The sequence below is a fragment of the Plantactinospora sp. DSM 117369 genome, assembly GCF_053764795.1.
In genome coordinates this window covers 7301539-7325963 of the sequence record NZ_CM132446.1, presented here as the reverse complement: position 1 = coordinate 7325963, position 24425 = coordinate 7301539, and the positions used below count along the sequence as shown (strand labels likewise).

17 protein-coding genes are annotated in these 24425 nt (G+C 72.4%); 6 read left to right on the top strand and 11 right to left on the bottom strand.

Annotated features, from left to right (window positions below):
* Window positions 1-68: 68 nt before the first annotated feature.
* Entirely contained in the window at window positions 69-995 is a 927-nt protein-coding gene (locus ACSMXO_RS30940) for an alpha/beta fold hydrolase (RefSeq protein WP_455414871.1), read from the bottom strand.
* A gap of 553 nt (window positions 996-1548) precedes the next feature.
* Between ACSMXO_RS30940 and ACSMXO_RS30935 the strand changes: the two genes are divergently transcribed.
* The gene (locus ACSMXO_RS30935; protein WP_346258894.1) at window positions 1549-3291 is read left to right on the top strand and encodes a bifunctional 3'-5' exonuclease/DNA polymerase; all 1743 of its coding nucleotides are present in this window, start codon (window positions 1549-1551) and stop codon (window positions 3289-3291) included.
* Between the two features lie 119 nt (window positions 3292-3410).
* Window positions 3411-4010 (top strand): nucleotidyltransferase family protein, encoded by a 600-nt coding sequence (locus tag ACSMXO_RS30930; RefSeq protein ID WP_346258893.1) that lies wholly within the window; start codon window positions 3411-3413, stop codon window positions 4008-4010.
* 347 nt (window positions 4011-4357) lie between these two features.
* Here the strand turns inward: ACSMXO_RS30930 and ACSMXO_RS30925 are convergent, their stop codons facing one another.
* The 4 genes from ACSMXO_RS30925 to ACSMXO_RS30910 all read right to left on the bottom strand — a co-directional run bounded on the left by ACSMXO_RS30925 (window position 4358) and on the right by ACSMXO_RS30910 (window position 11020).
* Window positions 4358-5167 (bottom strand): metal-dependent hydrolase, encoded by an 810-nt coding sequence (locus ACSMXO_RS30925; RefSeq protein ID WP_346258892.1) that lies wholly within the window; start codon window positions 5165-5167, stop codon window positions 4358-4360.
* Between the two features lie 286 nt (window positions 5168-5453).
* Complete coding sequence (locus tag ACSMXO_RS30920) at window positions 5454-7427, bottom strand: protein kinase domain-containing protein (protein ID WP_455414870.1); 1974 nt, start codon at window positions 7425-7427, stop codon at window positions 5454-5456.
* Window positions 7428-7604: 177 nt separating this feature from the next.
* On the bottom strand, window positions 7605-8921 hold the full coding sequence (locus ACSMXO_RS30915) for a glycosyltransferase family 4 protein (RefSeq protein ID WP_455414869.1): 1317 nt from the start codon (window positions 8919-8921) through the stop codon (window positions 7605-7607).
* Window positions 8922-9085: 164 nt separating this feature from the next.
* Window positions 9086-11020, bottom strand: a complete 1935-nt coding sequence (locus tag ACSMXO_RS30910; protein WP_455419349.1) for an amylo-alpha-1,6-glucosidase — start codon at window positions 11018-11020, stop codon at window positions 9086-9088.
* Between the two features lie 127 nt (window positions 11021-11147).
* On the opposite strand from ACSMXO_RS30910, the gene ACSMXO_RS30905 reads away from it, so the two are divergent.
* Together ACSMXO_RS30905 and ACSMXO_RS30900 are read left to right on the top strand one after the other, a co-directional pair.
* The gene (locus tag ACSMXO_RS30905; RefSeq protein WP_455414868.1) at window positions 11148-13826 is read left to right on the top strand and encodes an MGH1-like glycoside hydrolase domain-containing protein; all 2679 of its coding nucleotides are present in this window, start codon (window positions 11148-11150) and stop codon (window positions 13824-13826) included.
* A 172-nt stretch (window positions 13827-13998) separates the two neighbouring features.
* A complete protein-coding gene (locus ACSMXO_RS30900) occupies window positions 13999-16266 on the top strand; it encodes a S8 family serine peptidase (protein WP_455414867.1) in 2268 nt (755 codons plus the stop codon).
* 136 nt (window positions 16267-16402) lie between these two features.
* Here the strand turns inward: ACSMXO_RS30900 and ACSMXO_RS30895 are convergent, their stop codons facing one another.
* From ACSMXO_RS30895 to ACSMXO_RS30880, 4 genes are all read right to left on the bottom strand, one after another.
* Window positions 16403-17059 (bottom strand): hypothetical protein, encoded by a 657-nt coding sequence (locus tag ACSMXO_RS30895; RefSeq protein ID WP_455414866.1) that lies wholly within the window; start codon window positions 17057-17059, stop codon window positions 16403-16405.
* Window positions 17060-17411: 352 nt separating this feature from the next.
* Window positions 17412-18302 carry a TIGR03620 family F420-dependent LLM class oxidoreductase gene (locus ACSMXO_RS30890; protein WP_455414865.1) on the bottom strand — a complete coding sequence of 297 codons (891 nt, stop codon included), beginning with the start codon at window positions 18300-18302 and terminating at the stop codon, window positions 17412-17414.
* Window positions 18299-18820: an NmrA family NAD(P)-binding protein gene (locus tag ACSMXO_RS30885; RefSeq protein WP_455414864.1), complete on the bottom strand. Its 522-nt coding sequence runs from the start codon at window positions 18818-18820 to the stop codon at window positions 18299-18301. The genes ACSMXO_RS30890 and ACSMXO_RS30885 overlap by 4 nt, the downstream gene beginning before the upstream one ends.
* Window positions 18817-19179: an NmrA family NAD(P)-binding protein gene (locus ACSMXO_RS30880; protein WP_455414863.1), complete on the bottom strand. Its 363-nt coding sequence runs from the start codon at window positions 19177-19179 to the stop codon at window positions 18817-18819. Before ACSMXO_RS30880 ends, ACSMXO_RS30885 begins: the two co-directional genes overlap by 4 nt.
* Window positions 19180-19342: 163 nt before the next feature.
* On the opposite strand from ACSMXO_RS30880, the gene ACSMXO_RS30875 reads away from it, so the two are divergent.
* The gene (locus tag ACSMXO_RS30875) at window positions 19343-19960 is read left to right on the top strand and encodes a TetR/AcrR family transcriptional regulator (RefSeq protein WP_455414862.1); all 618 of its coding nucleotides are present in this window, start codon (window positions 19343-19345) and stop codon (window positions 19958-19960) included.
* A 49-nt stretch (window positions 19961-20009) separates the two neighbouring features.
* A complete protein-coding gene (locus tag ACSMXO_RS30870) occupies window positions 20010-20927 on the top strand; it encodes an aminoglycoside phosphotransferase family protein (RefSeq protein ID WP_455414861.1) in 918 nt (305 codons plus the stop codon).
* Window positions 20928-20964: 37 nt separating this feature from the next.
* Here the strand turns inward: ACSMXO_RS30870 and ACSMXO_RS30865 are convergent, their stop codons facing one another.
* Together ACSMXO_RS30865 and ACSMXO_RS30860 are read right to left on the bottom strand one after the other, a co-directional pair.
* On the bottom strand, window positions 20965-21762 hold the full coding sequence (locus ACSMXO_RS30865) for an inositol monophosphatase family protein (protein WP_455414860.1): 798 nt from the start codon (window positions 21760-21762) through the stop codon (window positions 20965-20967).
* A 79-nt stretch (window positions 21763-21841) separates the two neighbouring features.
* Window positions 21842-24340, bottom strand: a complete 2499-nt coding sequence (locus tag ACSMXO_RS30860; RefSeq protein ID WP_455414859.1) for a DEAD/DEAH box helicase — start codon at window positions 24338-24340, stop codon at window positions 21842-21844.
* Between the last annotated feature and the right edge of the window lie 85 nt (window positions 24341-24425).

Below are 24425 nucleotides of genomic sequence, written 5' to 3'. Positions count from 1 at the left end.
GCGGTCGCCGGTCACCGGTCGCGGAAGGGGTGTCGGACCCCGCCCGGCCGGGCCGTGGGCCGCTCGGGTCAGGCTGGACCGCCCCGGCCGAGGTCGACCAGTTCCGGCTCGGGGAGGGCGAGCCAGGCGAGGATGTCCGGCAGGATCTGCACGGCGGCGAAATGTCCCACCCCGGGTTGCACATCGACCTCCGCGTGTGGGATCTGCGACTGGAGCCACCGGGTGTGCGCGACCGGCGAGAAGTTGTCCTCGGCACCGTGCCAGAGCCGGACCGGCACCTTGATCGATGAGAGGTCGAAGCCCCAGTCCCGGCTGAGCGCCAGCGCGTCGTCGATCCACCCGTCGGCGCCGAACCGCACCGCCTCCGCGTAGCTCTCGGTCAGCAGCCGGCGCAGTGCGACATCCTCGACCACGTTGCGGTCGGCGGCGCTCAACTCGCCGTCGATGAAGTTGACGACGCTCGACGGGTCCCGCCGGGTGCGGTCGGCCCGGATGGTCAGCGACTCGATCAGCCTGCGTCGGTCGGACGTCGCCTCCCGGTACGCCTGGACGTTGGAGGGAGCCATCCCGTCGTACCAGTCCAGGCCGGCCGCGTCGGAGGGTGCCGGGGAGACCAGCACCGCGACCCGGGTCAGCCGGCCGGTGAACAGGTCGCTGGCGGCGCAGGCGAGGGCGTGCGGTCCGCCGCCGGACCGGCCCACGACAGCGAACTCGTCCAGCTCAAGATGATCGGCCACCGCCTGCACGTCCAGTGCGGCGTCGACGACCCGGCGCCCGGGGTGGCGGGTGGATCTGCCGTAGCCGGGCCGGTCATAGCAGATCAACCGGATGCCGAGCAGGTGGAGGATCATGCTCCGGGGTTTCGGGCCACTGCGGCTGCCGGGCATTCCGTGCATCAGGAAAACGGGAAACCCGTTCGCGTCCCCCGAGGTCTCGACGGCGAGGGTTCGGTCGCCCAGTGGGACGTCCCACTCAGTCGGCCGCTCCTGTGACACCCTGTGCCCTCCTGTCGAACCTCCTGGAGGGCGGCGTCTAGGGGCACCAGCACGCACCGCCTCGGCTGAGGCTCCCCCGCTCAATCACGATGGGGCTGATTCTGAAGGACTCAGCGTATCGCTTTATGAGGTAGGTCACCAGCAGCCCGGAGGGGGCGTACCGGCAGGTTTCGGGTCAGTCCGGCCAGCGCGCCGCTCGGGTTGACCGGTGGAGTCGTGCCACGTCGGTGGCTCGCCGGAGCGTGCCGCGCGGCGTCCTCGTGCCGCCGGCATGCCGCTGACCGGCCCATGATCGGCGGAGTTCCGGCCGCACCCGGACCATTCGGCGTTGCGCTTTCTGGGCAATCGGGCATAACAAGTGAACCTTTTTCAACCTCCCCTTGCGGTCCGGCGGACCGCAAGGTCGGACGCGGTGCGTGAGCGCCGCGCGGTCCAGGTTGAAAAAGGTTCAGTCTATGGGGTGCCATCGCCGCTATCCCGGCATGCCGTCCGTCGCTGGCTGCGGCCCGCCGGGTAGCGGCGGCCCGGCCCGAGCTCACCCGGGCCGCCGGGGATGTCGGTCGGGGCGGGCAGAATCGTCGGCGTGCTGGTGGCGGTGGTGCGGGACGAGGAGGGCGACGGGGGCCGGCTCGCGCCGCTGCATCCGGACGGCCGGCCCGCCGGCCCTGCCGAACGGGTCCCCGACCTCGGCGCGGCGATCACCGCCCGGGAGCGGCTCGACCCGCCGCGCTGGGTCTGGGCCTCCACCGCCGCGATCTATCCAGGGCTGCTGCGCCGGGGCGTCCGGGTGGAGCGCTGCCACGACGTCGAGTTGACCGAGGCACTGCTGCTCGGCCAGGACGGGCGCTGGGGCGAGCCGCGCGGCCTGGCCGCCGCGTTCGCCCGGCTGACCGGTGCGCCGGTGCCGGCCGATCCGCCGCCCCGGGCCGCCGCACCGCCCGGCGACGGCCAGGCCGCGCTCTTCGACGTGGCGCCCGGGCCGCCGCCACTCGGCCTCGACGCGCTGCTCCGGGTCTACGCCGACCAGCAGGCCCGGATCGCGGCGACGCCGCATCCCGGGCGGTTCCGGCTGCTGGTCGCGGCCGAGTCGGCGGGTGCGCTGATCGCCGTCGAGATGGGCGCGGCGGGACTGCCGTGGCGGGCCGACGTGCACGACGCGCTCCTGGTCGACCTGCTCGGCGAGCCGTCGCCGGTGGGCGGGCCGCCGCGCCGGCTGGCGGAGCTCTCCGCGCGGATCGCGGCCGCCTTCGGGGTACGCCACCTGCACGCCGAGTCGCCCGCCGAGCTGCTCCGGGCCTTCGCCCGGGCCGGCCACGACCTGCCCAGTACCCGGGCCTGGGTGCTGCGCGGGATCGACCATCCGGCGGTTCCGCTGCTGCTCGAATACAAGGAGCTCTACCGGATCTGGACGGCGCACGGCTGGACCTGGCGGGACGCCTGGGTCCGGGACGGCCGGTTCCGTCCGGAGTACGTGCCGGCCGGAGTGGTGTCCGGGCGGTGGGCGACCCGGGGTGGCGGCGCGTTGCAGATCCCGAAGGTGGTCCGGCGGGCGGTGCTGGCGGATCCGGGCTGGCGGTTCGTGGTCGCCGACGCCGGCCAGTTGGAGCCCCGGGTGCTGGCGGCGGTCTCCGGGGACGCCCGGCTCGCCGCCGCCGGTGGCGCGGGTGACCTCTACACCGCGCTGGCCCGGGAGAGCTTCGGAGGTGACCGGGCCCGGGCCAAGCTGGCCCTGCTCGGCGCGATGTACGGCCAGACCGGTGGCGAGGCGATCCCCGCGCTGGCGGTGCTGCGCCGCAGCTATCCGACCGCCTTCGAGTACGTCGAGGCGGCGGCCCGGACCGGCGAGGGTGGCGGGCTGGTCCGGTCCTGGCTGGGGCGTACCTGTCCACCCGCCTCGGTCTCGGTGCGGGAGTCGGAGGAGGGCGAGGGGCCGGTGGTGGAGTCGGCCGCGGTCGACCCGTTCGGGCCGCGGGCCCGGGCCGCCGCGCGGGCCCGGGGCCGGTTCACCCGCAACTTCGTCATCCAGGCGACGGCGGCGGAGTGGGCGCTGACCCTGCTCGCCGGGCTGCGCAACGGGTTGACCGGGCTCGGCGCCGAGGCCGGGGCGGGCCGTCCCGAGCTGGTCTTCTTCCAGCACGACGAGGTGCTGGTGCACTGTCCGGCGGAGCAGGCCGACCAGGTGACCGCGCTGGTGCACGAGGCGGCGGCGCAGGCCGGGCGGCTGCTGTTCGGCGAGACCCCGGTGCGGTTCCCGCTGGACGTCTCGGTGGTGGACTGTTATGCAAATGCGGCATAGTTGCGAATTGGTCCGATTAGTGCCGATACCTGGGCGGCGCCCGCTCGTTGGGACCGTTGTGCGCGCGGCGGGGGTCGCGCGACCGGCGGAAGGTGATGGCGCTGAGTCGGATCGCAGGAATGATCATCGCCGCGGGCGGGGGACGCCGGATCGGCGGCCCGGAGGCGTTGCTGCACCAGGGAGAGCGACCCCTGGTGAACCAGGTACTCGACACGATGCGTGCGGCCGGCTGCGGGCCGCTGGTCGTGGTCCTCGGGGCCGCGGCCGAACAGGTACGCGCCACCGCCGACCTCTCCGGGGCGACCGTGGTGGTGAACCGCTCCTGGGGCACCGGAATCGGCTCGTCGATCCGGCTCGGGCTGGAGGCCGTACCGGACCGGCGGGTCGAGGCGGTGGTGGTGGTCCCGGTGGACATGCCGGGGTTGACCGAGGCGGCGGTACGCCGGGTGGCGGCGCTGCCCTATCCGGAGGCCCTGGTATGCGCCACCTACGAGGGGTTGCGCGGCTATCCCATGCTCTTCGGCCGCCGGCACTGGCCCGGCATCGCGGCGCTGGCCAACGCCGACGTCGGCGCCCGGCCGTACCTCATGGCCCACAAGGACGAGATCGTCGACATCGCCTGTGACACGGTGGCGGACGGCAGCCGGGCGAACACCCCGGAACTGCTCGCGGCCTGGGGGCTGACCGTCCCGGTCCCGGCCCAGCGGGTCGCCGTCTGAGTTCAGGCCGCCGGCTGAGTCCAGGCCGCCGTGAGTCCAGGGCGCCCGTCTGGGCTCAGGGCACTGGCTGAGTCCAGGGCAGTCTGGATCCGTGCGGCCGTCGGCGTGAACGCACCGGTGGCCCGGCCACCTCCCGAGCGGGTCGATCCGCACCGGTCGACCCGCTCAGGCGGCCGTCGCCGGCCGCCTCCGGTGCGCTATCGAGGCCGGTGCGCCGCCGCACCGCACACCACCGACGCCGCGCGCTGCGACCGGCTCCGGGACGAGAGCGCCCGCCTGGTGGGACTCGCCCCGGCACTCTGACCCGTAATCCGGGACCGCCGGAGTCCGGACCGGGCGCGGGCGGCTCAGACCTCGATGTTGAACCGCCGGAGTACGGAGGGTGCGACCAGGCCGAGTGTGGAGAGGATCGAGATCACCGTGAAGGCACCGCGCAGCACGATCGTCTCCACCTTGCCGCCCACCTTGACGGCGATCTTGTTCGGGATGCCGATCATCATCCACATCCGCCGCTTGATCGGCACCGGCCAGAGGATCGGCACCCCGTTGCTGGTGATGATGTCGCCCATGATGTGCACGAAGCAGCCGACCCCGACCGCCAGCCCCAGCATCGGATAGCCCCGGTCGCCGGGCAGGTGCAGGAAGGTGAAGTACGCCGCCGCCAGCGACACGATCGTCACGATCACCCAGCCGGCCCGCTTCGCCCACTCGTCGAAGAGCCCGCGCAGCGCCAGACCGATCATGAAGAAGAGGATGCCGATCACTGCCCACTTGCCGTACGCGGTGCAGAGCGCGGTGGTGCCCCAGCCGACCAGGAAGGTGAACGGCAGCGTGTGGGTCAACGTGCGGTGGCCGTTGTTCCGGTGCGGATCCTTGCTCAGTTTGGTGGCGTGGTAGACGCCGAGGGAGATCTTCTCCATCACCTCGGCGAAGAAGAGCGACACCACGCCGAACGTACGGGCGACGGTCGCACCACCCTGGTTGCGGGTGACCTTGCCGGACATGTCGAGGTCGGGGAAGAGCGCCCCGCCGGCGCAGACCGCCGTGCCGACCGCGATCGCCAGCGGCGACTGCTCGTAGCCGGCGAAGTAGTCCAGCCCCCAGGACCCGGCCAACCAGACCGCGGCACCGGACAGCGCATGGGATGGCCCCATCATCGTCGTGCATCCTCCCCCGGGTACATCCCTCACGGCTGGCGACACTGTGTCAAACCGGGGATCGCGAGGCAATCACCGTTTGATCCACAGTGGTGTCGCCGACGTCACGGTCGGATCCACCGCATCGTTCCGGTGTGCGCGAACGCGTGTCCGGAACGGATCGCCGGCCAGGTCAGCCGGGGTGTGCGCCGGTACGTGCCGCGGCACTCGGGGCGGCGCGGCGGCACCGGGAAACCGTGTCGGCAAGTGGACTCCGGCGTGTCGCCCGGCCCGGGTACGGCTCCGCTCAGTCGACCGGCCGGAAGCTGGTCTGGACCATCCGCAGGTAGCTCTGGTTCACGCCCCAGTCGAACTCCCGGGTCAGCCAGGAGACGGTGTACGCCCGGCCGGGCGAGGTGTTGATCAGCATCCGGGCGATGTGTACCCGGTCGCCGCGCTTGTTGGTCCACCGGCACTCCCAGATCGCCCCACCGGCCCGGATGTCCAGCGGCCCGATGTCCACCTGCTCGTACCCGGCCAGCAGGCCCGCGCCGGTCAGCCGCCGCTCCTCCGCGAGCCAGTACCGCTCGCCGTCCCGGGTCGGCGGGGTGCTCGGATCGATGCTGAGCATCCGCCCGGTGCCGGCCACCGGCTCCCGGAAGCAGACCACTCCGCCGTCGGTGTAGCGCTGCCAGCCGATCGGCACGGCGATCCGGAACCCGGACGCGTCGGTGTACCAGGTCCAGTTGTCGACGAGTCCGAAGCGTTCCTCCGGCGGGCGCGGCGCGGCAGTCACCGGTACGGTCCGCTCCGGCGGCGGCGCGCACGGGAACGCGCCGACCACCTCGGCCATCGGCCGGCTACCCGGTGTGTCGGGCGGGCTCTCGCCGGCCCGCTTGGCCCGCAGCGTCAACTCGGTGCCGAGCCCGGCCAGCAGGGTCAGGGCCAGCGCGGTGGCCGCGATCCGCCAGACCCGCCCGCCGGGACGCCGCCGACGCCGGTTCCGGCCCGGCGGTTCCGGCCGGTCGTGGTCCGGCTGCCGCTCCGGGCCGCGCCGCGCACCCGACACCGGGTGCGGCTGCCGCTCCGGCCGCGCCCCGGCCCGCCCCGGCACACCGGCCCGGCCCGGAACCCCCGCGCGGGCCGGCCCCGGCCGGCCGCCCGGAGCGGCGAGGTCGGCCGGACCGGCCGGATTGATCGAGCGGTCCGGTGCGGCGTACTGGTCCGGCCGGCCCCGGTGGGTCGGTCGCGGCGACTGGTCCCCGGCAGCCCGTTGGTTCGGCTGCGGTCGCTCGTCGGGCTGCGGGCGCTGGTTCGGCGGCCGTCGACGGCTCGGCTGCGGCCGCTCGACCGGCGGGTCGGCCGGGGCCTCCTCGGGAACCGGCCGGTCGGCGGTCGGCGGGGTCGGTGGCCGCCGGGCGAGGCTGCGGGCCAGGGCGAACGGATGCCGGCCGGACCGGGGCGGCGGATCGGTGATCCGGCGCAGCAGCCGTTCGACCTCGTCGGCGGTCAGCCGCTGCCGGGGGTCGCGGCGGAGCAGCCCGGCCAGCACGGGGCGGAGCGGACCGGCCAGTCGGGTCGGATCCGGCGGCGCCACCGCCAGCGCGGTCAGGGTGGCCATTGTGGTCGGTCGGCGGTACGGCGACCGACCCTCCACCGCGGCGTACAGGGTGGCGCCCAGGGACCAGAGGTCGGACTCGACGGTGGACGAGCCGTCCGCGGCCCGCTCCGGCGAGACGTACTGCGGCGAGCCGAGCACCACGCCGTCCCGGGTCAGCGCGCCGTCCCCGCCGTCCACGGTGGCCAGCCCGAAGTCGGTGAGCACCACCCGGCCGTCGTCGTCGGCGATCAGCACGTTGTGCGGCTTGACGTCCCGGTGCAGTACCCCGGAGGCGTGCGCGGCGCGCAGCGCGGCCAGCACCGCCAATCCGACCTCGGCGGTACGCACCGGCGACAGCGGCCCGTCCGTCTCCAGTACCTGCTGGACCGAGCGGGACGGGACGTACTCCATCACGATCCACGGGGAGTCGTCGTCGTGCACCACGTCGTAGACCCGGACCACGTTGGGGTGGTTGAGCCGGGCGGCGGTGCGCGCCTCGCGCAGCGTCCGGTAGCGCAACTCGTCGCGTTCGTCCGGGGTCATCCAGCCCGGCGGCACCACCTGCTTGACCGCGACCGGGCGGTGCAGCGTTTCGTCGTGGGCCAGCCAGACCCGCCCCATCCCGCCGGTGCCGATGGTGTGCAGCAGCAGGTAACGATCGGCGATCCGTCCCTGGTGCACCGGCGGTGTCCCTCTCTGCTACCCGCGGTACACGATAGCGAGCCGGCGTCGCCTCCCGCATCAATTCCGGCGGCGCCGGCACTGCTGGCAACCTTGATCCGAAAAGAATTCACGGAATCGCCGAACACCCGACCCGCCGGGCCCGTCCGACGGCGGCTCCGGCGGTGTCGGCGCGGGTCAGCAGGCGGCGCCGTGGAGGGCCAGCAGGTTCCCCTCGGGTACGACGATCCGCGCCGTCCCGCTCCCGGCCCGGGTCCGCGGCGCCGGGCCGGCGTTCGCCGCGCTGGCATACACGGCGGCGGTGCGGGCGGCGATGCTCGTCCAGCCGTACCGTTCGGCGACCATGGTCCGGGCCCGGCGGGCCACCCGGCGGGCGAAGACCTCGTCGCCGAGGAGCGAGTCGACCGCACCGGCCAGCGCCTCCGGGTCGCTGTGCGGGAAGGTCACACCGGTGACCCCCGGCTCGACGATCTCGGCCAGCCCACCGGTGGCGGCGACTGCCAGCGGCGCCCCGGCGGCGGCCGCCTCCAGGGCGACCATCCCGAACGGCTCGTAGAGGCTCGGCACCACCGTGGCGTCGGTGGCGGCCAGCACCGCCGGCAACTGCCGCTCGGTCATGAAGCCGGCGAACCGTACGGTGCGGTCCAGCCCGAGCCGGTGGGCCTGGTCCTGCAACTCCTGCCGGTACGGCCCGTCTCCGGCGATCACCACCCGCAGTTCCGGGTGCCGCTCCCGCAGCCTCGGTACGGCGTGCACCAGGTGCTGTACGCCCTTCTCGTAGACCAGCCGGCCGGCGAACCCGATCAGCGGCCCGGCCCCGGCGTACCGCTTGCGGGCGGTGGCGACCGCCCGGGGCTGGGCCGACCAGGCCCGGTCGTCGACCCCGTTCGGCACCACCTCGACGTGCCCGGCCGGGAGCCCGAACAGGGCATTCACCTGGTCGCGCATGTAGCCGGAGCAGGTGATCACCCGGTGCGACTCGTGGCTGAGCCAGTGCTCGACCGAGTGGATGGTGCGGTTCATCTCGTCCGGCAGCCAGCCCTGGTGCCGGCCCGCCTCGGTGGCGTGGATCGTGGTGACCAGCGGGATGTCCAGGTGGTCGGCGAGGGTGATCGCGGTGTGCGCGACCAGCCAGTCGTGGGCGTGGATCACGTCGTAGTCGCCGGTCCGGGCGGCCCGCAGCGCGGTCCGGGTCAGCGTGTGGTTGAAGGCCATCGTCCAGGCCAGCAGGCTCGGGGTGGCCAGCGGGAACCCGACCGGGTCCTCGGGGGCGCGCAGCACATGCACTCCGTCGACGTACGCCTCCACCGGGGCGCCCTCGCCGGGCCGGGTGACCACCGTGACCTGGTGCCCGGCGGCGGCCAGCGCGGTGGCCAGCGCGTGCACGTGCCGGCCGAGCCCGCCGACCAGCACCGGCGGGTACTCCCAGGAGAGGATGAGCACCTTCAGCGGGCGGGCCGCGGGGAAGTTGATGACCTCGGCGTTCGGTGACATGGCCCAGCCCCCTTTTAGTTGATTCCCAGGCAGGCGCGTAGAGACACCTGTTACGGGTGCCTACGCGTCATTGGGTCGGTGCCCATAGTGCCCGTGGCGGGAAAACCGGCGAAGACGTGGCCGTTGCGGGCATGTAACGCCGCTCGGTCAGTTCCGCCGCTCGGTCAGTTCCGCCGTACCCGTAGAAGTTCCGCCACCGACCAGGCCTGGAAGGGCGCTCCGGTGGCACCGTGCGGCGGTACCGCGTCGGCGGTCTCGCTCACCGAGCCGAGCCCGTACTCGGGCAGGTGCGCCGCCAGCCCGGCGAACAGTTCGTCGACATCGAGCCCGGCCCGGCGGCAGGCGTCCGCGTACGGGCCGATCAGCCAGGGCCAGACGGTGCCCTGGTGGTAACCGGCGTCCCGCTCGGCGGGGCCGCCCCGGTGCCGCTGCACGTAGCCGGGGCTCTCCGGGGCGAGACTGCGCGGGCCGAGCGGGGTGAGCAGGGCCGCGCCGATCCGGCGCAGCGCCGCCGGATCGGGGTCGAGCGGCGCGTACGGCAGCGACCAGGCGAGGAGCTGGTTCGGCCGGAGCAGGTCGTCGTCGTGCCGGCCGTCGGCGCCGCGTGGATAGGCCGGCGGCGGGGCGTCGACCACGTCGTAGAGCCAGCCGCTCGGCGCCGGGAAGCGGCGCCGGAACGCCGCCCGGGCCCTCTGGTGCGCGGCCGGGGCGGCACCGGCGTCCTGGCCGAGCCGCCCGGCCAGCTCGGCGAGCGCCGCCAGCCCGTTGACCCAGAGCGCGTTCACCTCGACCGGCTTGCCCGCCCGCTGGGTCACCGGTTCGCCGTCCACCCGGGCGTCCATCCAGGTCAACGCCTCCCCGGGGCAGCCCTGGGTGAGCAGCCCGTCGGCCGGGTCGGCCACGATGCCGTACCGGGTGCCCCGCAAATGGTTGTCGACCACCGCGCGCAGCGCCGGCAGCAGCTCGGCGGCGAGGTCGGTGTCCCCGGCGACCGCCACGTGCCGGGCCACCGCGTGCAGGAACCACAGCGTCCCGTCCACCGTGTTGTACTCCACCCGCCCGGTGTCGGCGGTGTTCGCCAGCATCCCCTCCGAGAGCGTCCCCGCGTACGCCCGGAGCAGTTCCCGGCCCTCGTCCGCGCGGCCGGTGTCGAGGAACAGCCCCTCGTACCCGATCATGGTGTCCCGGGACCAGGCGCCGAACCACGGATAGCCGGCCACCACGTCCGGCCCGGTGCCGGTGCCGACCACGAACGCGTCGGCGGCCAGGGTCAGCGTCGCCGCCACCGCGTCCGCCGGTCTGCCGGCCGCCACCACCCGGCGGTTGCGCCGGCGGGCCGCCTCGATCAGCTCGTCGGCCGGCGGCGGCTGTTCGGCCAGGTCGCCGGCCCAGGCGAGCACCGAGACGCTGTCTCCGGGGCGGTCGAGCGCGCCGGTGAACCGGCCCGCGTACCAGAGGTCCTCGTCCGGGGTGAGCCCCCGGGCCGCCTCTTCCCGGTGATACACCCCGTGCCACCACTGCCCCTCGGCCACCCACCCCGGCCCGGCCAGCCGGAACGCGTCCTCGACCACCGCTCCGCCGGCCGCCGGCTCCACCTTCGGCGCCGGCCCGTCCGCCCGCCGCTCGCCGTGGCCGTCCCGCCAGGTCACCGCCGCGGCCAGGCCGAGCCGGGCCGGGCCGCCGGCGACCAGCCGGTGCCGGACCGCCAGGCAGGACCGGCCGTGCGCCATCGCCAGCTCGCGCTCCAGCACCAGGTCGCCGATCCGCCACCGCCACCGCGGCAGCCCGTCGACCAGGTCGAAGCGTTCCAGCAGCGCGAAGCCGCGCGGGTCGACGTCGCCGGAGCGCCACTCGTGCGCGCCGAGCCGGACCACCGCGCCGGACGGCAGGATCAGCTCCGGGTCCAGGCTGACCAGCCCGAGCCGGCGGTCTGCCGGGGTCTGTCCGGCCACCATCAGCAGCCCGTGGTAGCGCCGGGTACGCAGCCCGCCCACCGTGCCCATCGCGTATCCACCGAGGCCGTCCGGGACCAGCCACTCCCGGTCGATACCGGCCTCCAGGTGACCGCAGACCCGCGGCCCGAACTCGATCGGCAGCATGGCGCCCATGATGCCCGCTCCGGTGACCCGGCGCACACGGGCGGTGGTGACGGTCACCGCGATCGTTGGCCGGGTGAGCCGGGACCGATCACAATGATCGGAAGGATGACCGTAGCGGATCGGTCGGATGACGGGCGGGAGTCGAATGGGCGACGGGCGGGACGCGGAGCGTGCCGGACTGGATCCGGAGCGTGCCCGGCTGGCCGAGGCCGACGCCGGCGAGGAGCCGTGGCGAGCCTGGGGACCGTACCTGGCCGAGCGGGCCTGGGGCACGGTCCGGGAGGACTACAGCGAGCACGGCACCGCCTGGGACTACTTCCCGCACGACCACGCCCGGTCCCGGACCTACCGGTGGAACGAGGACGGGATGGCCGGGATCTGCGACGAGTGGCAGACCTTCTGCTTCGGCCTGGCGCTGTGGAACGGCGCGGACCCGATCCTCAAGGAGCGGATGTTCGGGCTCGGCGGCGACGGCGGCAACCACGGCGAGGACGTCAAGGACTACTGGTGGTACCTGGACTCCACGCCCACGCACTCCTTCATGCGCTGGCGCTACCACTATCCGCAGGCGGCCTTCCCCTACGACGAACTGGTCGCGGTCAACGCCGCGCGCGGCCGGGACGAGCCGGAGTACGAGCTGGTCGACACCGGCATCTTCGACGACGACCGGTACTGGGCGGTGACCGTCGACTACGCCAAGGCGTCGCCGACCGACATGTGCATCTCGGTCACCGTGGCGAACCGGGGCGACGAGCCGGCCACCCTGCACGTGCTGCCCACCCTCTGGTTCCGGAACACCTGGTCCTGGGGGCTGCCCGGCCGCGACCAGGTGCCGAGGCTGCACGGCACCCCGGGCCGGCTGGTCGGCGAGCACTGGGTGCTCGGCCAGCTCGTGCTGGAAGGCGACGGTGAGCCGGCCGCGCTGCTCTGCGACAACGAGACCAACACCGAGCGGCTGTGGGGACTGCCCGGACGCAGCGCGTACCCGAAGGACGGCATCAACGACCACGTGGTGAACGGCGCCGACACGGTCAATCCGGCCGGTGTGGGCACCAAGGGGGCGCTGCACTACGTGCTGGACGTACCGGCCCGGGGCGAGGCGACGATCAAGCTGCGGCTCACCCGGACCGCCCCGCCGCCGGCCAGCGAGCCCGCGCCCCCGCTCGACCTCGGGGCGGAGCACGACGCGGTGATGGCGGCCCGGCGCGCCGAGGCGGACGAGTTCTTCGCCCGGCTGATCCCGGAGGGCGCCTCCCCGCAGGAGGTGCTGGTGGCCCGGCAGGCGATCGCCGGGCTGATGTGGGGCAAGCAGTTCTACCACTTCGACGTGCAGCAGTGGCTGACCGGCGACCCGGCCGCCGTACCACCGCCGGACGGGCACCGGTACGGCCGGAACAGCTCCTGGCGGCACATGAACAGCTTCGACGTCATCTCGATGCCGGACCCCTGGGAGTATCCCTGGTACGCCGCCTGGGACCTGGCGTTCCACTGCGTCACCATCGCCCGGGTCGATCCCGGCTTCGCCAAGGCGCAACTGCTGTTGCTGCTCCGCGAGTGGTATCTGCACCCGAACGGGCAGATCCCGGCGTACGAGTGGGCGTTCGGTGACGTGAACCCGCCGGTGCACGCCTGGGCGGCGCTGAAGGTCTTCGAGATCGACGGTGGCCGGGACTTCGACTTCCTGGCCCGGATGATGCACAAGCTGCTGCTCAACTTCACCTGGTGGGTCAACCGCAAGGACGTCGGCGGCAACAACGTCTTCGAGGGCGGCTTCCTCGGGCTGGACAACGTCGGTCCGTTCGACCGGTCGGCGGCGCTGCCGGTGGCCGGGGTGCTGGAGCAGTCCGACGGCACCGGCTGGATGGCCATGTACGCGCTGAACCTGCTCGACATGGCGCTGATCCTGGCGGTGCACGACCCGACGTACTCGGACATCGCGACGAAGTTCTTCGAGCACTTCGCGTACATCGCGGCGGCCGCCTACGAGCAGGGACTCTGGGACGAGGAGGACTGCTTCTTCTACGACGTGCTGCGGCTGCCGGACGGCACCAGTACCCCGCTCAAGGTGCGTTCGGTGGTCGGGCTGCTGCCGCTGGCCGCGATCACCCGGCTGACCACCGTCACGCTGAACCGGCTGCCCGAGTTGACCGCCCGGCTGCGCTGGTTCCTGGCCAACAAGCCGGAGTACGCCCGGGTGATCGGCGGTCGCCGGCTCGGCGGTGACGGGCGGCAGCAGCGGCTGCTCTCCATGGTCGGCCCGGACCAGGTGGTCCGGCTGCTCGCCCGGATGCTGGACGAGGAGGAGTTCCTCTCCCCGTACGGGCTGCGTACGCTCTCCCGCCGGCATCTGGAGCAGCCGTTCGCGGTGGAGTTGGGCGGGCAGGAGTTCACCGTCGGCTACGAGCCGGCCGAGTCGACCTCCGGGCTCTTCGGCGGCAACTCCAACTGGCGTGGCCCGATCTGGATGCCGACCAACTTCATGCTGATCTCCGCGCTCCGGGACCACGCGGCGTTCTTCGGCGACGACCTGCTGGTCGAGTACCCGACCCGGTCCGGGAACAAGCACACGCTGACCGAGATCGCCGACGACCTCTCCGCCCGGCTGATCGCGCTCTTCGTGCCGGACGCCTGGGGGCGCCGCCCGATCTACGGCGTCGCCGAACTCTTCCAGACCCATCCGGACTGGAAGGACCTGATCGCCTTTCCGGAGTATTTCCACGGCGACAACGGGGCCGGGCTGGGCGCCTGGCACCAGGCCGGCTGGACGGCGCTGGTCGCCGACCTGATCCTGACCCTCCGCCGATAGTTCCGGCCGCCGAAAGGTAACGGCCGCGCCCGGTCCAGATGCCGACTGACCTGCTGTCAGTTACTGTCCGCCAGGATTCAAATACCCCTCGTAGTGTCCCGTTAGCCGTTTTCCGGGGCGGCGTCGCGGCACCGTCGCGCGAGCCCTGGGCCATCGGCAGGAGGGGAGAAGAATGGCGATGAGAATTGCCAGCACATCAGGTCAGCGGGGGACGGGCAGACTCGCCGCCGGACTGGCCGTCGCGGTGACCGCCGGGCTGCTCGGCACGGCGGCGGTGGCACCGGCGGCCGCCGCACCGGCCGGCGGCACGATCCGGCATTCAGGTGGCGCCACCGCGGTCACCGGAAGCTATCTGGTGGTCCTTGAGGAGGCGTCCGTCAGCGCCGACTCGGTGACCGACCGGGCCGGCGTACTCGCCACCCGGGCCGGCGGAAAGGTGGCCCGCACCTACCGGCACGCGCTGCGCGGCTTCGAGTTTACCGGCTCCGCCGAGGCCGCCCGCCGGCTCGCCACCGACCCGTCGGTGACGTACGTCGAACAGAACCACCGGGTCCGGCTCACCGGTACGCAGACCCCGACCCCCTCCTGGGGTCTCGACCGGATCGACCGGCGCCCGCTGGCGCTGGACAACAGCTACACCTATCCGAGCACCGGCAGCGGGATCCGGGCCTACGTCATCGACACCGGGATCCGGCTCACCCACCAGACCTTCGGCGGCCGGGCGGTCTCCGGCTTCGACGCGATCGACGGCGGACCCGCCAGCGACTGCCAGGGGCACGGCACCCACGTCGCCGGCACCGTCGGCGGCGCCGAGTACGGGGTCGCCAAGGGCGTGACCCTGGTCGCGGTACGGGTGCTGGACTGCTCCGGCAGCGGCACCTACGCACAGGTGATCGCCGGCGTCGACTGGGTCACCGGCGACCACGACCCCGGCGAGCGCGCGGTGGCGAACATGAGCCTCGGCGGGCCGGCGAACAGCGCCGCCAACACGGCGGTGGCGAACTCGATCGCCGACGGCGTCAGCTACGCCGTGGCGGCCGGCAACGAGAACGTGGACGCCTGCGGCGGCTCACCGGCGAGCGTCCCCGCCGCGATCACCGTAGCGGCCACCGGCGGCTTCCAGGGCGGCCCCGGCCGTACCGACGCCCGGGCCAGCTTCTCCAACTACGGCACCTGCGTCGACATCTTCGCTCCCGGGGTGGCGATCGTCTCGTCCACCATCGCCACCGACACCTCCAGCGGGGCGGCGGACGGCACCTCGATGGCCTCACCACACGTGGCCGGGGCCGCCGCGCTCGTGCTGGCGCAGAATCCGTCGTACACCCCGCAGCAGGTGCGGGACCTGCTGGTCGGCAGCGGCACGCCCGGACTGGTCACCAATCCCGGCCCCGGCTCGCCGAACGTCCTGCTCTACGTCGCCGACGTGCCGCCGCCCACCCACGACTTCGCCCTCACGGTCACCCCGGGCAGCGGCTCGGCCGGACCGGGCGGCGCGGTCACCGCGACGGTGAGCACCCGGGTCACCGCCGGGTCGGCCCAGACGGTCGCGCTGACCGCCGCCGGACTGCCGAGGGGTACCACCGCCACGTTCAGCCCGGCCTCCGTCGTCGCCGGCCGGTCGTCGGTGCTGACGATCCGGGTCGGCTCGGCGGCACTGCCCGGAAGCTACCCGGTGACGGTCACCGGCACCGGCCCGTACGCCACCCGGATCGCCCGGTACACGCTGACCGTCACGAACCCCGGCGGCTGCACCGGCACCAACAACACCGACGTCGGGATCCCGGACCTGTCGACGGTGGAGAGCGGGGTGACCATCTCCGGTTGCCCCGGCCGGGCGTCGGCGTCGAGCACCGTGCGGGTGCGGATCCTGCACACATTCCGCGCCGACCTGGTGGTCAGCCTGGTGGCGCCGGACGGCAGCGCGTACGTGCTGCACAACCGGACGGGCGGCGGTGAGGACAACATCGACCAGACCTTCCGGGTCAACCTGTCCAGCGAGACGGCGAACGGCCGGTGGCGGCTGCGGGTGCAGGACGCGGCACCTCTGGACGTCGGCCAGCTCGACACCTGGACGCTGAACCTGACCGCCGGCACACCGACGGCCTGTGCCGGCAGCACCGCCACCGGGGTGGCCATTCCGGACCTCGGTACGGTGCAGAGCCCGATCACCCTCGCCGGCTGCTCGGGCAATGCCTCGACGACCAGCGCGATCGCCGTGCGGATCTCGCACGGCCGGGTCGCCGACCTCGTACTGCGGCTGGTCGCGCCGGACGGTAGCTCCTACCTGCTGCGCAACCGGGTGGCCGGTGGATCACCGATCAACGAGGTCTACCTGGTGAACCTCTCGTCGGAGGCCCGCAACGGCAGCTGGCGGCTGCGGGTCCAGGACGCGGCGGCCCCGTACGGCGGTCGCCTGGACGGTTGGTCACTGACGATCTGACCGGACGAAGCTGCCCCGGCGTGCCCGGCACGCCGGGGCAGGGTCCGGCCTCAAGGTCGCGCTACTTCAGCGAACCGCGGAACCCACGGCTGGCCGACAGCACTACTTCCGGGACACAGCGCGATCCACGCCTCGGTCAGGCGGCGGTGGACCAGATGGCGGTGAAGGCGGCCGCCTCGCCGGCAAGCCAGCGCTCGACCTGGTCGGGGCGGACGGCGGCGTCCCAGTGGTGTGCGACGCCCCGGCGTACGTCGACCAGCACCGGCTCGGCACCGGGCAGCACCTGGTCCATCTGCCGGCCCATCAGGTGCAGGGTGGCCAGCAGTGCCTCCTGGCTCGGTGGCTGTTCGTCGAAGTGCAGCCGGACGGCCTCCCGCCGGCCGTCGCCGTAGCGCAGGCCGAGGTGCGGGTTGACCTTCACCGGCAGGTCGCCGACCATCCCGAGCGCGTCGTGCGTCTGGGCGAGCTCGACCGTCGACAGGTCGCCGAGCGAGTGCAGGTAGCTCACCGCGCCCGGGACCAGCGCCTCGTAGAGCGGGCGCCAGCGCGGCTTGACCACGCCGGCGATCTCGGCCAGGTGGCGGCCCCCGGTCCGGAACGCGATGTCGGTCTTGAGTGCCTTGACGAGCTGCCCGTGCGGGTTGAAGCCGGAGCGGCTTGCGCGCTGCTTGCGCAGGCCGCCGACGAACGTCGCCTTGGCCGGGCCGGTGCGGTCGACGTAGCGGGTGAAGGCGAGCAGGGTGGCGTAGGGGAGGGGGGCGGCAGTAGGCGCGGTGGCGACAGACTCTGGCACGGCTGTCCTCCCAGTTCAGAAGCCGTTTTAGTACACACATTCTAATTGATTTCTGCCGCTCCGCCCAGCCCAAAAGGGTCGTATCGCCTGTCCGGTCTGGCCAAAGGTGGCCAGTCCGCGGGAAGTTGGCCAACGGCGTGGCCACGACCGCTCAAGGGTGGCCAGCGGTACGGTGCCAGGTTCCACTGCCGCTCGCCCAAGCCCCGGAGCCGACCCTGGCCGACCTCCTCGGGCTTCCGATCGACGGGTACGACGGCCGGGATGATGAAGTACGTGAAGGCCGACGTTTGGGGCTTCGACGCCAAGTCACCCGGAAGCAGACTAAGCCGGACTGGTCTGACGCCGAGGTTGCCTATCCGACCGAGAGTTGAGCGGCGAGTTCCCGCCATTGCGGTAGGGGCGGAGTCTCGGGTGTGGGCGTGACCACGTAGAGACTTACGTGATCGGCGCCGGCGTCGAGGTGTTGACCGACCCGCTGTGCGATCTCGTCTACAGTCCCGCAGGCCACGATCGCATTGACGAGCCGGTCACTCAGGGAGTCGATCTCCGCTTCCTCGAAACCCAGTTCACGCAGCAGCGGGCGACGGTTGGGCACGGTCGCGGCGGCGTACGAGCGGGCCAGTTCGGCCAAGTTCGAACGGGTCGGGTCCAGGATGACGAGTTGGGCGACGGCCAGCAACGCGTCCGGGCCCAGTACAGCTCTCGCGTTCGCGGTGTGCGCGACAGGCAAGCCCAGCGGGTGTGCGCCCCAGGCGCGTTCGCCCGCGAGCGTGAGCATTTCGGGTCCCAACGCGGCGAGCACCCGTCGCGGTCGGGCGGAGGCTGTCGGCATCCGGAACGGAGCGGCATCCATCGCATCGAGGTAGGTGCGCATGGTCGTCACCGGCGGGCCGAAGCGATGACCACGGACGTCCTCGGCGAGGCTCGGATGGCTTTCCCAGAGCCCGAGCAGGAATCGTCCGGGGTACGCCTCGTCGAGGGTGCGTTGCGCGGCTGCGGTGGTGACCGCGTCGCGGGCGTAGATGTCGGCGGCGCCTGCCGCCACCACGATCCGCTGGGTGGCCGATAGCAAGATCGCGGCCTGTGCCATCGCCTCCCGGCCAGCCGTCTCAGGGAACCACAGCGTGCCGTAGCCGAGATCCTCGATCGTTCTGGCGGCGCTGCGGAGCGTGGCGGCGGGGTAGTTGTCAAGGTGGCCGGCCCAGATCCCGATTCGCCCGAGCTCTGCCTTCTGGTTGCTCACGCGTGCTGTCCGCTGGCGTCCTGGGTGGCGAGGAACGTGCTGATCCGGGCCGCTCCGGTGACGGTCAGCCAGGTGCGGAGGTCCATGAGGTTGGGGTGGATCCGGCGTGCATCGGAGATGTCGGCTCGGTAGCCGAGCGTGTTGAGCCACTCGTACCCGTACGCGAATTCCTCGCCGATCTGCCGGATGGCGTCGATCGGAATCTGCACGTACGGCAGCGGGCGGCCGATGGCTTCGGAGATGGCCGCCGCGATCTGTACTGGTGTCAGCTCGTCGCCGGCCAGGTCGATCGCGCGCCCGATCCAGTCCGTCGGCTGGGCAAAGACGAGCGCGGCGAACACGCCGACGTCGTCGACGGCCATGACCTGCTGTGGGACATCGGACTCGAACGCGGCGGTCACGGCGCTGTTGTGCAGGTGGTATCCGCCCGTGTAGTTCTCCATGAACGACACCGGCCGCAGAATCGTCGCCGGCAGACCGAGTTCCGCGATGTGCTGCTCGATCCGCCATTTGCTCACCAGGTTCTGCGGCACCTTCTCGCCGTCGTGACGGCCCGCACCGCGACGGAGGTGAAGACGAAGTGCGCGACTCCTGCGGCGTGCGCGGCCTCGGCGACGTTGACGCCCCACCGGATCTCGTCGTCGGCGGTGAACCCCGGCGCGGTGCCGGGCGAGCCGACTGTCGGCTGGACGCTGAACACGCCGTACGCGCCCTCCGCCGCGGCGATTAGGGAGGCGACGTCCGCCATCTCGGCGTGGACGATCCGGGCGCCGATGTCAGCCAGAGCCCGCGCCGAGGCGCTGTCCGGATTGCGGGTGAGAGCCCGTACCGGCCAGCCGTTGTTGAGCAGGTGTTTCGTCACGGCGCGGCCCTGCAAGCCGGTCGCACCTACCACAACAATGGCTTTGTCTGTTGTATCCATATTTGCTCCTGAGCTACGAGGGGACGGGGTCGCCAGCCTGGAAAAACGGGGTGGCCCCCCGTTTGTGTCGGGCTACGATATGGGGGCCCACCCCACTTTGCAAGTCGCTGGAGGCCCCGTGCCCACGGACGGCGCAACACCACCCCTGGCCGGGCGCCCCATGCGGGCTGACGCACGCCGCAACTACGAGCGGATCCTCGGCGCGGCGGGAGCCATCGTCGCCGCGCACGGCGCCCAGGCGTCGCTGGAGGAGATCGCCCGCCGGGCCGGAGTCGGTTCCGCTACGTTGCACCGGCACTTCCCCTCGCGCCAGGCGCTACTGGAGGCGGTCTTCCGAGACCGGGTGGAGGCCCTTTGCGCCAAGGCCCACGACCTTGCCACCGGTCTCGACCCCTGGCCCGCGCTGACTACGTGGCTGCGAGCCGTCGGCACACACGCGACAGCCAACCGTGGCCTCGCGACAGCGATCATGTCTGGAACTCCTGGCGGCGATCCCACGCTCGGTGCCACCTGCCACACGATGATCATGGATGCCGGCGACGCGCTACTCGTCCGCGCGCGCCGCGCGGGCAGCGTACGCCCGGATGTCACCACCGCCGACCTACTCAAGCTTGTCAGCGCAATCGCCCTGGCCGCAGAACCCGAGCCTGACAGCGCGGCTGACGTCGACCGACTGGTCACACTTGCCATCGAAGGCGTACGGACTCGGTGCACGGGCAACGAAAGTGCCAAGTAGCTCCGAGGGGAGTCTCCGCCTACGGGCGCTGCGACTACAGTTCGTCCGCATGTCCCACGCTGAGATCGAGATCACTGCGGAACTGGTCCGGGATCTGGTGCGTGACCAGCACCCCGACCTCGCCGATCGTCCGGTCCGCCTAGGCGCGCGTGGCTGGGACAATCAACTGTGGCGGCTCGGCGACGACCTCGCCGTCCGGCTGCCCTGGGCGACCCGGGACTCGGACGCACTGCTGCGCAAGGAGCACACCTGGGTGCCCATGCTGGCCCCGCGCCTTCCGCTGCCGGTCCCCGTCCCGCAGCGAATCGGCGAGCCCTCCGAACGGTTCCCTCGGCCATGGCTCATCACCACCTGGGTTCCGGGCACACCAGCAGACCGCACCCCGGTCACGCGCGCAGCGGACGCGGCCGAGTCCTTGGCCGCTTTCCTGACGGCTCTTCACCAACCTGCCCCTGACGGCGCGCCCGCCGGCCGGGACCGCGGCGGCCCGCTGGTCGACCGCGCAGAGGAGGTCGCCAAGGGGCTCGCCTCCGCTGCCGAGCGAGGGCTGATCCGTGACCTCGACGCCGTCAACGCCGTCTGGCGCGACGCGGTCACCGCGCCTGAATGGACTGGTCCGGCACTGTGGATCCATGCGGACCTGCACCCGGCCAACGTCCTCACTGCCGACGGCTCCTTTTGCGGCGTGATCGACTTCGGTGACCTCTGCGCCGGTGACCCGGCATGTGACCTCGCGGCCGGGTGGATCCTGCTACCGGATGGCGCCATCGACCGCTTCCACGCGGCCTACCAGCCAACCCTGGATACCGCGACCCTGCGACGCGCGCGGGGCTGGGCGGTGTGGCGCGCCCTCGGCTGCATTTTCGTCGGCAACGACAGCGGCCCCGGCGGCAAGGCCACCTGGGGCCCGCCCGCCAGCGCCGCCTTGCGACGCCTCATCGCCACTGAACTTGGCACCGTCGGGTGAGCGGGGTGTGACAACTGGACTTGCGAGTGCCCGGCAGCTATGCCGGGAACTGCTTCTCGACCAGGGCCAGCAGGGCGGCGTGGGTCTGTTCGTCGGCCGCCACGACGAGGCCGCCCACCCCAGTGTGCAGCGGCTGCCCGCGCAGGCTGGTGACCACACAGCCGGCGGCCCGGCACAGGGCGATCCCGCTGGCGAAGTGCACGCTGTCCCGCAGGTGGCCGTCGGTCACGTACCCGGCCCGCCGACCGGCCGCGACCCAGGCCACCGCGAGGGTGCTGGAGATCACGCGTGGGCGGAACCGCTCCGCGAACCCCCGGTCGGCGAGCAGGCGTACCGCGCGGAAGGCGGGATCGTTCGGGAACGGCGGATCCAGGTTGATGTCCACCAACCACGAGTCGGCCGACGGCCGGAGTTCGGCGTCCACGCCGTCGTGGCGTACCCGGGCCCGGGTGCCGTCGGTCCAGAACACCTCCGCGCTGAACGGGTCGGCCGAGGCGGCCACGGTGGTCTCCGGGCCGGAGCGCAGCGCGACGTTCACCGCGACCAGCATGCTGCGGGCGGCGTAGTTCAGTGTTCCGCAGAGCGGGTCGACCAGCCATTCCCGACCGTTCCCGGCGGATCCCGTGCGGCCGCTCTCCTCACCGACCACGGTGTCGTCCGGGCGAGCGGCGCGCAGTACCGCCAGGATCGCCTGCTCCGCCTCGACGTCGGCGGCGGTGGCGAAGTCGCCCGGACCCTTGGCGAACCGGGCCAGCGCGGTGCCGTAGTGCGAGCGCACCACCTCGGCCCCTGCCTGCGCCGCCGCGATGGCCAGCTCGTGATCGGTGATCGTCATGCGGGCAAGGATAGGAGCCCGGACCGCCCGGGCCAGGCGGCCGCAAGGCGCCAGGTAGCCGCGCCGGGCCGGCGGGACGTCAGAGCTGTCCGACCTCGGTCACTCGGAGCACCGCCGTGCCCGCCGCGTCGGAGGCGGCGAGGTCGACCTCCGCGCTGATTCCCCAGTCGTGGTCGCCGTCCGGGTCGTCGAGGATCTGCCGGACCGTCCAGCGGTCCCGGCCCTGCTCGATCATCAGCAGCGCCGGCCCGCGCGCCGCCGGCCCGGTGCCGATCTCGTCGTACGCCTCGAAGTACGGCTCCAGCGCGTCGGCCCAGGCGTCGGCGTCCCAGCCGTCCTCGGCGTCGAGCGCGCCCAGCTCGTCGAAGCGACGCAGGGCGGCCAACTCCACCCGGCGGAACAGCGCGTTGCGGACCAGTACCCGGAACGCGCGGACGTTGCCGGTGACGGCTGGCGGCTTGTCGTCCACCACCACGGCGGCCGGGTCGGCCGGGTTGCGCAGCCGCTCCCACTCGTCGATCAGGCTGGAGTCCACCTGCCGGACCAGCTCGCCGAGCCACTCGATCAGGTCGATCAGTTCCTCGGTCTTGGCGTCCTCCGGCACGCTCTGCCGCACTGCCTTGTACGCGTCCGCCAGGTAGCGCAGCACCAGCCCCTCGGACCGGGACAGGCCGTAGAAGTTGACGTACTCGACGAAGGTCATCGCCCGCTCGTACATGTCCCGGACCACCGACTTCGGCCGCAGCTCGTAGTCGGCGACCCAGGGGTGCCCCCGCCGGTACATCTCGTAGGCGGCGTCCAGCAACTCGGCGAGCGGCTTCGGGTGGGTCACCTCGTCGAGCAGTTCGAGCCGGGCCTCGTACTCGATGCCGTCGGCCTTCATCGCCGCGACCGCCTCGCCCCGGGCCTTGAACTGCTGGGCCGAGATCACCTGACGCGGGTTGTCCAGTGTGGACTCGATCACCGACAGTACGTCCAGGGCGTAGGTCGGGGACGCCGTGTCCAGCAGCTCGATCGCGGCCAGCGCGAACGGCGAGAGCGGCTGGTTGAGCGCGAAGTCGAGCTGGAGGTCGACGGTGAGGCGTACCCGTCGACCCTGCTCGTCCGGCTCGGCGAGCCGCTCCACCACGCCGCCGGCCAGCAGCGCCCGGTAGATGGCGATCGCCCGCCGGATGTGCCGGCGCTGCGCGGCGGGGTCCTCGTGGTTGTCGGTCAGCAGGTGCCGCATCGCGGCGAAGGCGTCGCCCGGCCGGCTGATCACGTTGAGCAGCATCGCGTGGCTGACCTGGAAGCTCGACGTCAACGGCTCCGGCTCGGCCTCGACCAGTCGGTCGAAGGTGGGCCGGCCCCAGCCGATCGACCCCTCCGGCGGCTTCTTCCGGACCACCTTGCGCCGCTTCTTCGGGTCGTCGCCCGCCTTGGCCAGGGCCTTCTCGTTCTCGATCACGTGTTCCGGCGCCTGCACCACCACCGTGCCCATGGTGTCGAAGCCGGCCCGGCCGGCCCGGCCGGCGATCTGGTGGAACTCCCGTGCCTTGAGCAGCCGGGTCTTGACGCCGTCGTACTTCGACAGGCCGGTGAAGAGGACGGTGCGGATCGGCACGTTGATCCCGACCCCGAGGGTGTCGGTGCCGCAGATGACCTTGAGCAGCCCGGCCTGGGCCAGCGTCTCCACCAGCCGCCGGTATTTCGGCAGCATCCCCGCGTGGTGCACCCCGATGCCGTGCCGGACCAGCCGCGACAGCGTACGCCCGAAGCCGGCGGTGAACCGGAAGTTGCCGATCGCCTCGGCGATCATGTCCTTCTCAGCCCGGGTGGCGACGTTGACGCTCATCAGCGCCTGCGCGCGTTCGAGTGCGGCTGCCTGGGTGAAGTGCACGACGTAGATCGGCGCCTGCCGGGTGGAGAGCAGCTCCTCCAGCGTCTCGTGCAGCGGTGTCATCGCGTACGAGAACATCAGCGGAACCGGCCGCTCGGCGTTACGGACCAGTGCCGTCGGCCGCCCGGTACGCCGGGTCAGGTCGTCGACGAACCGGGTGACGTCGCCCAGCGTGGCGGACATCAGCACGAACTGCGCCTGTGGCAGCTCGATCAGCGGCACCTGCCAGGCCCAGCCCCGGTCCGGCTCGGCGTAGAAGTGGAACTCGTCCATGATCACCATGCCGACGTCGGCCCGCTCGCCGTCCCGCAGCGCGATGTTGGCGAGGATCTCCGCCGTGCAACAGATGATCGGCGCGTCCTCGTTGACACTGGCGTCCCCGGTCAGCATCCCGACGTTCTCGGCGCCGAAGATCTCGCAGAGCGCGAAGAACTTCTCCGAGACCAGGGCCTTGATCGGCGCGGTGTAGAAGCTGATCCGGTCGTCGGCCAGGGCCGCGAAGTGGGCGCCCGCGGCGACCAGGCTCTTGCCGGAACCGGTCGGAGTGCTCAGGATCAGGTTGGCCCCGGAGACGATCTCGATCAGCGCCTCCTCCTGGTGCGGATAGAGACTGAGGCCACGCTCCTGCGCCCAACCGGCGAACGCGTCGAAGAGGGTGTCGGGGTCGGCGCTGCCCGGCAGCTGGTCGGTGAGCGTCATAGCCGGTCCATCGTGCCTGGCCCGGCTCGGCAACGCCAATCCTCCGGCCCGGCCCAGTTGATCTCGCCGGCCTCGGTGTGGTTGC

What these genes read in the sequence shown, in the direction of transcription:
- ACSMXO_RS30860 (WP_455414859.1), bottom strand. Translation starts at nt 24,340, where the DNA reads ATGACGCTCACCGACCAGCTGCCGGGCAGCGCCGACCCCGACACCCTC.
- ACSMXO_RS30915 (WP_455414869.1), bottom strand. Translation starts at nt 8,921, where the DNA reads ATGTCACCGAACGCCGAGGTCATCAACTTCCCCGCGGCCCGCCCGCTG.
- ACSMXO_RS30910 (WP_455419349.1), bottom strand. Translation starts at nt 11,020, where the DNA reads ATGCTGCCGATCGAGTTCGGGCCGCGGGTCTGCGGTCACCTGGAGGCC.
- ACSMXO_RS30870 (WP_455414861.1), top strand. Translation starts at nt 20,010, where the DNA reads ATGTCCCACGCTGAGATCGAGATCACTGCGGAACTGGTCCGGGATCTG.
- ACSMXO_RS30865 (WP_455414860.1), bottom strand. Translation starts at nt 21,762, where the DNA reads ATGACGATCACCGATCACGAGCTGGCCATCGCGGCGGCGCAGGCAGGG.
- ACSMXO_RS30925 (WP_346258892.1), bottom strand. Translation starts at nt 5,167, where the DNA reads ATGATGGGGCCATCCCATGCGCTGTCCGGTGCCGCGGTCTGGTTGGCC.
- ACSMXO_RS30900 (WP_455414867.1), top strand. Translation starts at nt 13,999, where the DNA reads ATGGCGATGAGAATTGCCAGCACATCAGGTCAGCGGGGGACGGGCAGA.
- ACSMXO_RS30930 (WP_346258893.1), top strand. Translation starts at nt 3,411, where the DNA reads ATGATCATCGCCGCGGGCGGGGGACGCCGGATCGGCGGCCCGGAGGCG.
- ACSMXO_RS30935 (WP_346258894.1), top strand. Translation starts at nt 1,549, where the DNA reads ATGTCGGTCGGGGCGGGCAGAATCGTCGGCGTGCTGGTGGCGGTGGTG.
- ACSMXO_RS30905 (WP_455414868.1), top strand. Translation starts at nt 11,148, where the DNA reads ATGACGGGCGGGAGTCGAATGGGCGACGGGCGGGACGCGGAGCGTGCC.